The sequence below is a fragment of the Psychromonas aquimarina ATCC BAA-1526 genome, from assembly GCF_000428725.1.
Taxonomy (GTDB): domain Bacteria; phylum Pseudomonadota; class Gammaproteobacteria; order Enterobacterales; family Psychromonadaceae; genus Psychromonas; species Psychromonas aquimarina.
In genome coordinates this window covers 1-9,105 of the sequence record NZ_AUAM01000076.1, presented here as the reverse complement: position 1 = coordinate 9,105, position 9,105 = coordinate 1, and the positions used below count along the sequence as shown (strand labels likewise).

9 protein-coding genes are annotated in these 9,105 nt (G+C 41.2%); 6 read left to right on the top strand and 3 right to left on the bottom strand.

Annotated elements, in window-relative coordinates; genetic code table 11:
* The first annotated feature begins 188 nt into the window (after positions 1–188).
* The 5 genes from G337_RS0118050 (at position 189) to G337_RS0118030 (ending at position 4,846) form a co-directional block, all read left to right on the top strand.
* Positions 189–1,181 (top strand): serine/threonine protein kinase, encoded by a 993-nt coding sequence (locus tag G337_RS0118050; RefSeq protein ID WP_028865127.1) that lies wholly within the window; start codon positions 189–191, stop codon positions 1,179–1,181.
* 56 nt (positions 1,182–1,237) lie between these two features.
* Positions 1,238–1,846 (top strand): thiol:disulfide interchange protein DsbA/DsbL, encoded by a 609-nt coding sequence (locus tag G337_RS0118045; RefSeq protein ID WP_028865126.1) that lies wholly within the window; start codon positions 1,238–1,240, stop codon positions 1,844–1,846.
* A 109-nt stretch (positions 1,847–1,955) separates the two neighbouring features.
* Positions 1,956–2,621 carry a nucleoside/nucleotide kinase family protein gene (locus G337_RS0118040; RefSeq protein WP_028865125.1) on the top strand — a complete coding sequence of 222 codons (666 nt, stop codon included), beginning with the start codon at positions 1,956–1,958 and terminating at the stop codon, positions 2,619–2,621.
* Positions 2,599–3,561: a type I pantothenate kinase gene (gene coaA / locus G337_RS0118035; protein WP_037027948.1), complete on the top strand. Its 963-nt coding sequence runs from the start codon at positions 2,599–2,601 to the stop codon at positions 3,559–3,561. Before G337_RS0118040 ends, coaA begins: the two co-directional genes overlap by 23 nt.
* 265 nt (positions 3,562–3,826) lie before the next feature.
* Complete coding sequence (locus G337_RS0118030; protein WP_028865123.1) at positions 3,827–4,846, top strand: AraC family transcriptional regulator; 1,020 nt, start codon at positions 3,827–3,829, stop codon at positions 4,844–4,846.
* 63 nt (positions 4,847–4,909) lie between these two features.
* Here G337_RS0118030 and glpX read toward each other — a convergent pair whose 3' ends face one another.
* From glpX to G337_RS0118015, 3 genes are all read right to left on the bottom strand, one after another.
* Positions 4,910–5,923, bottom strand: a complete 1,014-nt coding sequence (glpX, locus tag G337_RS0118025) for a class II fructose-bisphosphatase (protein ID WP_028865122.1) — start codon at positions 5,921–5,923, stop codon at positions 4,910–4,912.
* Between the two features lie 85 nt (positions 5,924–6,008).
* Complete coding sequence (locus tag G337_RS0118020) at positions 6,009–7,223, bottom strand: aspartate aminotransferase family protein (RefSeq protein WP_028865121.1); 1,215 nt, start codon at positions 7,221–7,223, stop codon at positions 6,009–6,011.
* A gap of 126 nt (positions 7,224–7,349) precedes the next feature.
* Positions 7,350–7,922 carry an anthranilate synthase component II gene (locus tag G337_RS0118015; RefSeq protein ID WP_028865120.1) on the bottom strand — a complete coding sequence of 191 codons (573 nt, stop codon included), beginning with the start codon at positions 7,920–7,922 and terminating at the stop codon, positions 7,350–7,352.
* 134 nt (positions 7,923–8,056) lie between these two features.
* Between G337_RS0118015 and G337_RS0118010 the strand changes: the two genes are divergently transcribed.
* On the top strand, positions 8,057–8,953 hold the full coding sequence (locus tag G337_RS0118010) for a TIGR01777 family oxidoreductase (protein ID WP_028865119.1): 897 nt from the start codon (positions 8,057–8,059) through the stop codon (positions 8,951–8,953).
* Positions 8,954–9,105 lie beyond the last annotated feature (152 nt).

The window sequence follows — 9,105 nt, the reverse complement described above, 5'->3', positions numbered from 1 at the left end:
AAATGATCTATTTAGGCGTAGGAAAAATGGATGAAAGCAAGGCGTTGATTGCAGTAACTAGTTATTCTAATTACAAAATCAAGAACGAAGCTAGCGTTCATTTTAACAAGCATAAATGAATAGAAAATTAGTGGATTTGGTATTAACCCCAAAGGCGCTGATTAGCGCCTTAATTTTTAAGAGCAGTTATGACAGAAACAAATTTTAGTTATTCTTCCCTCACCCCGGAACTGCAGCTGGATGCTTTAGCCAGTATCGGCATTTATCCTGAAAGCGGGTTAAGCGCGCTTAATTCTTATGAGAATCGTGTTTTTTCATTCACCGATGAAAATAAAAGCCGCTACGTGGTGAAGTTTTACCGCCCGCAGCGCTGGACAGAAGCACAACTGCATGAAGAGCAGAAGTTCAGCCTCGAGTTAAGCACCCGGGGCTGTGATATAGCCGCTCCGGTTATTATAAACGGGCAGAGTCTGTTTCACTTTCAGGATTACTCTTTTGCCCTGTTTCATAACCTCTCTGCGCGCTCTATGGAGCTTGATAATATCGATATACTCTATGAAGCGGGACGCGCTTTAGGGAAAATGCACCGTATCGGCGCACAAAGCTCTTTTAAACACAGAGAGCACCTGGATGTGCAGACCATGTTAACAAACCCGGTTAAGGAGCTGCAGAGTAGTGAATACATTCCGGATTTTATCAAACCTGAGTTATTTGGCATACTGCAGAACATAGATCAGGCAGTAACTCAGCAGCTTTCTGAGCACGATTTTGCTGAGATCCGCCTGCATGGCGACTGTCATGCAGGCAATATTTTAATCGACAATGATCTGCCCTTTTTGGTCGATTTTGATGACTGTAAAACAGGCCCGGCAATTCAGGATTTATGGATGCTGATAAACGGCGATATTCAAGAAAAACAACTGCAGCTTTCTATGCTGCTGGATGGTTACCAGGAAGAGTACCAGTTTAATCTGCAGGAACTGAGCTTAATTGAACCGCTGCGCTGCATGCGTATGGTTAATTATGTGAACTGGATCAATAAGAGATGGACAGATCCGGCATTTCCATTGAACTTTCCCTGGTTTACAACTGACCAATACTGGAAAGAATTGTTACAATTGCTGCAGCATCAACTAGCAGCACTTAAAGAAGCACCTCTTTCACTGCAGCCGGGTTATTAACCCAGCCGCTGATAACAACATAATGAAAAACGATTAATTTAATAAAGGATAATACAATGAAAAAAGTCTTTGCACTTTTCCTGGGTTTAATACTGCTTCCACTAACAGCTAATGCTGTTGAGTACAAAGAAGGTACTCACTACGAGATCGTTAAACAAACAGCAACAGCGAAACCTGAAGTACTAGAATTTTTCTCATTCTACTGCGGGCATTGTTTTAAATTCGAACCTTTAATGGGCGCAATGAAAGAGAAGCTGCCTAAAGATGTAACAATCAGAAAAAATCACGTTAACTTCTTAGGTAAAGATATGGGTCCTCAGCTTACACAAGCTTTTGCAGCTGCAGAAATGCTGCAGGTTGAAGACGAGTTCTCCAGCCTGGTATTTGATCAAATCCATACTCAGCGTAAAGCAATTAACGGTGAACAGGATATCCTGACTATTTTTGAAAAAGCAGGTGTTACTCAATCTGAAGCTAAAGGCGCATTAGCAAGTTTCCCGGTAAGCGGTTTAGCATCACAGATGAAACGTAATACAGAGACATTTCGTATCAGCGGTGTGCCGGCAATCATAGTAAACGGCAAATACAAGGTAAACACAGGGTCAGTACGAAGCAGTGAAGAGCTTATCGCCTTAGTGGATTTCTTATCTAAGAAAACCAACTAGAAACCACAAGCCATTGAAATAAAACAATTAACGGTCGCGATTGCGGCCTTTTTTGTGCACTGTTATTTTTATGGCATAATAGCCCCACATTGATGTAGGAGCATTATCTTTGAAAACCGTATTTAACAATGCAGCACAAATAAAATCTGTTTTACGAGATCTGCACAATCAGAAAGAATCAACCAAAGCACTGATAGTCGCCATCAGCGGCATTGAAGGCGGCGGAAAACGCGCACTAACCGACAAAGTAGCAGCGGCTTTAACACTGGAAGGTGTTCGAGTTGCAGTTGTCCACTGCGATGACTGGGAAGCCAGTGAGAGTGTGCGCTTTAATGTAATGAGCAGCCCGGAAGAATATTATTTAAACGCTTATCGTTTTGATGAAATGGTAGAAGAGCTTATTTTACCACTGAAGCTGTTCGGCAGCATTAAAACATCGGTAACACTTGAAGATGTATTAAATCCCCGTACTGTAGAATATGACTTTACTGATATTGATATCATTCTTATCGAAGGTGTTTACCTGTTCCAGGAAGCCTATATAGATCTCTATGACTACACCTGCTGGGTCGCAAGTGATTATGATGCGGCCTTTGCCCGCTTAGCAGGACAAGCTGATATTGAGCAGTCTCAAGAAGCATTAGTGAATCTGTTTGAGTTATTAATTAAACCAGCCGGTCAGTACCATATTTACACAGATGATCCGCAGGGCCGTGCCAAGTCGGTATATATTGAACAAGAAAATATTGAAAATGAAGATAAATCCACTACTTGATCAGCACAATATTCACAGTGCCTACATGCACTTTGAACGTAAACAGTGGGCAGAACTGCGTGACAGTGTACAGTTAACGCTTTCTGAAGAAGATCTTCAGCAGCTGCAGGGCATCAATGAATCAATTTCAATTCAAGAAGTCATTGATATTTATCTGCCGCTTTCTCGTCTGCTTAATTTATATATTAAAGCACAGCAGTACCGCCATACTGTACGCGACAAATTCCTGAGCTGCAGCAATGAGCATGTGCCTTATATCATAGGTATTGCCGGCAGTGTCGCAGTGGGTAAAAGCACAACTGCACGTATTTTACAGGCATTGTTATCACGCTGGCCGGAACATCCGAAAGTTGCATTAGTCACTACCGACGGCTTTTTACGTCCCAACCAGGACTTAGTCGCCCGTAATTTAATGCATAAAAAAGGCTTCCCCGAAAGTTTTGATATTAAAGCCCTGGTAGACTTTGTTGCTGCTATAAAATCGGGTAAAGAGCAGGTATCGGCCCCGATATACTCCCACCTGACCTACGATATCATTCCGGAAAAATCGATTTCAGTTGAGAAACCCGATATCGTTATTTTAGAAGGCTTGAATGTACTGCAGACTGCGGTTAACTATCCCGATCACCCGCATCGTATTTTTGTTTCAGATTTTGTGGATTTCTCTATCTTTGTTGATGCTGATACCGACTTATTAAAACAGTGGTATATCCAGCGTTTTTTAAAGTTTCGTGAAGGCGCATTTACCGATCCCAATGCCTATTTCCACAGTTATTCAAAAATGTCAGAACGTGAAGCAATCTCAATTGCGGCTAAGATCTGGGACGAAATTAACGGCATAAATTTAGAAGAAAACATTCGACCTACGCGTGACCGAGCCAACCTGATCCTTAAAAAAGCCACCAATCACCAGGTTTCGAGCGTTAAATTACGCAAATAACTTCAAGTCATTAACGTTAAGTTAATGACTTTTAATTCAACAACCTCCTCAGTATTAACTCCCTAAACAAAACACCTGCAGTTGTTACTGTTAACAAGCAGGCATTGTTACATTCAGTTACCTTAAATTACCTTAAGTAACTTTATGTTACTTTTGAAACATAGCGAAAATCATCTGTTTGCCTATGATGGTTAATAATTATCCAGCTTAACTAAAAATCAAGCACTAAGCTGCTTGGCCAGGACTGCTATTAAGGTGATGAATAATGAAAACTGTCTCGAATATTGTATCTATGAGTTTCTATAATCATCTGAAAATGATGGGGGTAAATCCCCTGCCTTTATTTCAATCAGCAGGCATTCATTACGAAGAACTTAGCAGTACAGAGGGTAGAATTGATGAATTTCGCCATTATAAATTACTTGAGCTGATCGATCCTTATATGGGAACGCTGAACGATATGCCTGTAATTGAGTTTAACCTGCTGCTGCAGCATTTTATGCCTTTAGCAAGTGCATGCCTCAATGCGCCGTCCTTAAGGCAGGCACTGAGCTTATATTTCCAGTACAGAGGCATTGTCGGAGAGTGTGACCGTTTTTTTCAAAGCGAATCAGAAGGTAAAATATCTTTCATTTATCAGAGCGAACATGGCGGAGACTTTACCTCACACTGCGGCGCGGCAAATTTTCTGCTGTTAAATTCCCTGATAAAACATCACCATCCGCATCTTGATATACAAAAAAACATATCAATAGCAAGCCGCAGCCTCTGCGATATTAAAACCTTAAGTGACGCAGCTGAGTGTCCAGTCAGAAAAAGTGAGAGTAATATTTTCACTATCTCATCCGAGGTGCTGGATATAGAGAATGAAAACGCTAACTCGGTCTTACAGCCATTTCTGCTGGATAACCTTAACAGAACCGTTAACAGTTCCTTAAGAAACAAAAAATTCAGCAGTCAGATAATGAAAATCATAAAAGACAGCCTGCGCCGGAAAACAGACTCAGTTAAAAGTTCGAATATATTGGATACTGCCTGTCAGAAACTGTGCATAACCCGCTGGACATTAAACCGCCGCCTGCAGGCTGAAAACACCAGTTTTTCGACCCTGTTAACCCAGTTCAGAAGGGAGCAGGCCTGCCGTTTATTACGTAAAAACGAACTAACAATGTCCGATATCAGCGAGCTGCTGGGATTTAATAATCACAGTAGTTTCAGCCGTTTTTTTAATGAACAGTTTAAACAGACGCCGCTTAATTTTCGTAAGGCCAATGTTATCCACTAAACGCGATGTTTTATCAGATATAAAAAGGGCGCTTAAAGCGCCCTTGAATCATTATGTAGAAATTTAAAAAATAATTTCTTTTAATTTCGGATCTTTACGATCCAGATAATGAATAGAATGAATACGGCGTACTGTACGGGATTTACCACGTACCAGCAGGGTTTCAGTTGTTGCCATACGCCCGTCTACACCAACACCTTCAATTAGATCACCTTTAGTAATGCCCGTAGCAGAGAAGATGATATTGTCATTTTTCACTAAGTCTTCAAGTTTTAATACTTTATTAACTTCAATGCCCTGCACTGCACAACGTCTAGTCTCTTCTTCACCGATTTTAATATTCACAGGCGTTGCTTCTTTAACCATAGGACGCGGAATCAAACGCGCCTGCATATTACCGTCTAATGCACGCACTACTGCTGCCGAGATAACACCTTCCGGCGCACCGCCGATACAATAAAGCACATCAACCTGATTATCCGGCATACAGGCTAATACTGAGATAGCCACATCGCCGTCAGGAATAGCAAATACACGGCAGCCTAGCCCCTGCATATCTTTGATTATTCGATCATGACGAGGTTTTGCAAGCGTTGCTACAGTTAATTCATTTAATGGTTTACCTAAAGCATGCGCAATTGCTTTTAAGTTCTGCTCTAAAGATAACTCTAAATCAATCGAATCTTTTGCGTTTGGACCAACAATTAGTTTTTCCATATACATATCCGGAGCACGTAAAAAACTGCCTTTCTCACCAATCGCTAATACTGCAAGTGCATTAGACTGGCCCATTGCAGTCATACGCGTTCCTTCAATAGGATCTACAGCGATATCCACAGCATCGCCGCCGAGCTCTGTTCCTACATGTTCACCGATATAAAGCATCGGTGCTTCATCAATTTCACCTTCACCGATAACAATTTCACCATCGATATCAATCTGATTAAAAATCAAGCGCATAGCTTCAACAGCTGCACCATCTGCGGTGTTTTTATCACCACGGCCTAACCATTTATAAGCGGCTAATGCAGCAGCCTCTGTTACTCGAGAAAATTCTATTGCTAATTCGCGTCTCATTATATGAGCTCCCAATTTAAAACACTGTTTTTAGATTAAAATTCTGTGCTGAGAAGAAAATATTGTCAGCTGTAATTATTTATTCTTATTCCATTGTTACTGATTTTACTGCTTGTTTAAACTTTACCATCGCCTGGCGTATCTGTTTCTCACTAATATTTAATGCCGGGGCGAAACGGATCACATTTGCACCAGCTACCAACACTAACAAACCTTGTTCTGCACTTGCCAGAAAGAACTCTTTAGCACGATCTTTATATTGTTCATTTAACACAGCACCTAATAATAATCCGACACCGCGCACTTCTTTAAAAACCGCAAATTCGTTATTAATTTCTGCTAATAAATTCCGCAGTAATGTCTCTTTATCTTTAACCCCCTGGAGCATCTGCGGCGTATTGATTAAATCAAAAGCTTTATTTGCCACTGCACAGGCCAGCGGATTGCCGCCGAAAGTTGTACCGTGAGTGCCGACCGTCAGGCTGTCGGCAAACTTAGTAAGGGTTAACATAGCCGCAATAGGGAAACCTGCCCCCAGTGATTTAGCCGAGGTTACAACATCAGGTGTTATCCCCAGCCCCATATAGGCAAACAGTTCACCGGTACGCCCCATACCCGTCTGCACTTCATCAAAGATCATTAATGCATTATGTTTATCGCACAGCTCACGCACGCCCTGAGCAAACGCTTTATCAATAGGTAAAACGCCGCCTTCCCCCTGCAGAGGTTCTAAAATTACCGCACAGGTTTTATCTGAAATGGTTTTTGCTAAGGTCTCCAAATCATTATATTCAATATGCGTAATATCAGCCGGTTTCGGACCAAATCCATCCGAGTATGCAGCCTGACCGCCTGCTGTAACAGTAAAAAAGGTACGGCCGTGAAAGCCCTGATAAAATGCAATAATTTCAGTTTTTTCTTGTGAATAATTATCAAAAGCAAAACGCCGCGCCAGTTTTAAAGCCGCTTCATTTGCTTCCGCACCGGAATTTGCAAAAAACACCTTTTCGGCAAAAGTATTATCAACCAGCTTCTGCGCTAATGTTAATGCAGGTTCATTGGTGTAAATATTACTGACATGCCATAACTTTTTTGCCTGCTGCGTTAATACATCGACCAGCTCAGGATGTGCATGCCCCAGCGCATTGACTGCGATGCCGCCGGTTAAGTCTAAGTATTCATTGTCTTCCTGGTCCCACACACGAGAGCCCTCACCGCGCACGGGTATCATAGCTAAAGGCGCATAATTGGGCACCATAACCTGATCAAATAATGGACGAGTAATTTGTGTGTTTGACATAAGAAAATCCTTTAACGGTGTAAAACAGATTAATCGATAATATACGCACTTATTTTTTGAAACCAATAGCTAATCAAATTCTTTTACGCTCAGACGGGTAAAGAGAGATCTATTTCGCAGCTGTATTCATTGCCCTTGTTTAATAAAATTATTCAGCAGCTGCAGTCCCTGCTCTGAACAGATACTTTCCGGATGAAACTGTACACCTTCAACTGCTAATGTTTTATGACGAACAGCCATAATCTCACTGCCGGCAACTACCGTCGCTGAAACTTCTAAACAATCCGGCAGGCTTTCCGGTTTAAGCACTAAACTGTGATAACGAGTAATATCTAAAGGGTTATTTAAGCCGCTGAAAACACCTTTACCATCATGCTTAATTAATGAATTTTTACCATGCATGACTTTAGCGGCTCTAACAACCTGCGCGCCGAAAACCTGACCAATGCTCTGATGACCTAAACAAACACCTAACAGGGGGATCTGCCCGGCAAAGCGTTCAATAGCGGCCAGCGATATACCCGCTTCGTTTGGCGTGCAGGGACCGGGAGAGATAACTAAATGATCGGGATTAAGATCGGCTATTTCTTTAAGGCTGATCTGATCATTTCTTTTTACAATAACCTCTTGTTTTAATTCACCAAAATATTGAACCAGGTTATAGGTAAAAGAATCATAATTATCGATCATTAACAGCATGAATGGTCTAACCTGTGTATAAGTTAAATAACAAAGCAGGTATTTTAACATCAGCCAACAACTTAATACCAACGGCATAAACTAAGATCACAGAATTAATTAAAATAGCCTCTGATCTTTATTCGGAGTTCATTATGAACAAAAAAAAAGTACTTATTATTGGTTCTTCGGGATTAATCGGCTCTGTATTAGTACCTTTTTTACAAAGGCACGGTTTTGAAGTGGGACGCTTATTACGCAGAGCACAGGATAAACATCCATACTGGCATATAGAAAATAAATCACTGCATCTAAAAGAGTTCAGCAGCCCAAATATAATCATCAACTTAGCGGGTGAAAATATAGCTTCCGGGCGCTGGACAAAAAAGAAAAAACAACGGCTTATAGACAGTCGCATTTTATCTACCCGATTACTGGTTGAATACTTTAAAAGCCAAAGTCCTGCGCCGGAGCTGTTTATTAACGCATCAGCTATTGGTTTTTATGGCGACAGGGGCGATCAACAGATGCATGAAAACAGTAGTCCAGGAATTGATTTTGTCAGTCAGTTAAGTGAATTATGGGAGCAGAGCAGCCAGGATATTAAAACAGCCGGAACCCGCCTGGTAAATTTGCGCACAGGGCTTGTTATTAGTAAACAAGGAGGTGCTTTAGCTAAAATGCTGCCCGCTTTTAAACTGGGCTTAGGCGGACGAATTGGCTCAGGGAAACAGATTATGAGCTGGATTGATATAAATGATTTTCTAAAAGCTGTTTTGTTTATCATTAACAACCCGCAGATAAACGGCCCGGTCAATATGGTCTCACCAAACCCTGTTTCTAATCAAAACTTCAGCCGGTTACTAGCAGAACAATTACAACGCCCGTGTCTGCTGCCCCTGCCTGAATCTGCTGTAAAACTATTATTTGCAGAGATGGGCAAAGAACTATTACTTGCCAGTACTAATGTTTTTCCCAAAAAATTAATAGATGCTGGTTTTGAATTTGAATATGAAAAACTACAGAAGAGCTTATTAAAACAGCTGGGTTAAAATTTTATTGAGGGAGTATTAAAGCGCGGCCGGGGTTCTTAATCTTAGCTAAGTTTTTTTGAAGAGTGGCTAAAAATAAATAAATCGTAGAAAAAGGAAAAGGCAGCCAGGGCTCTTGATGTTAGCTAAGTTTTCTTAAAGATGAGCTGCAG

Coding starts and splice junctions, on each gene's coding strand:
- G337_RS0118045 (WP_028865126.1), top strand. CDS start 1,238: ATGAAAAAAGTCTTTGCACTTTTCCTGGGTTTAATACTGCTTCCACTA.
- G337_RS0118015 (WP_028865120.1), bottom strand. CDS start 7,922: ATGCTGTTAATGATCGATAATTATGATTCTTTTACCTATAACCTGGTT.
- G337_RS0118010 (WP_028865119.1), top strand. CDS start 8,057: ATGAACAAAAAAAAAGTACTTATTATTGGTTCTTCGGGATTAATCGGC.
- G337_RS0118020 (WP_028865121.1), bottom strand. CDS start 7,223: ATGTCAAACACACAAATTACTCGTCCATTATTTGATCAGGTTATGGTG.
- glpX (WP_028865122.1), bottom strand. CDS start 5,923: ATGAGACGCGAATTAGCAATAGAATTTTCTCGAGTAACAGAGGCTGCT.
- coaA (WP_037027948.1), top strand. CDS start 2,599: ATGAAGATAAATCCACTACTTGATCAGCACAATATTCACAGTGCCTAC.
- G337_RS0118050 (WP_028865127.1), top strand. CDS start 189: ATGACAGAAACAAATTTTAGTTATTCTTCCCTCACCCCGGAACTGCAG.
- G337_RS0118030 (WP_028865123.1), top strand. CDS start 3,827: ATGAAAACTGTCTCGAATATTGTATCTATGAGTTTCTATAATCATCTG.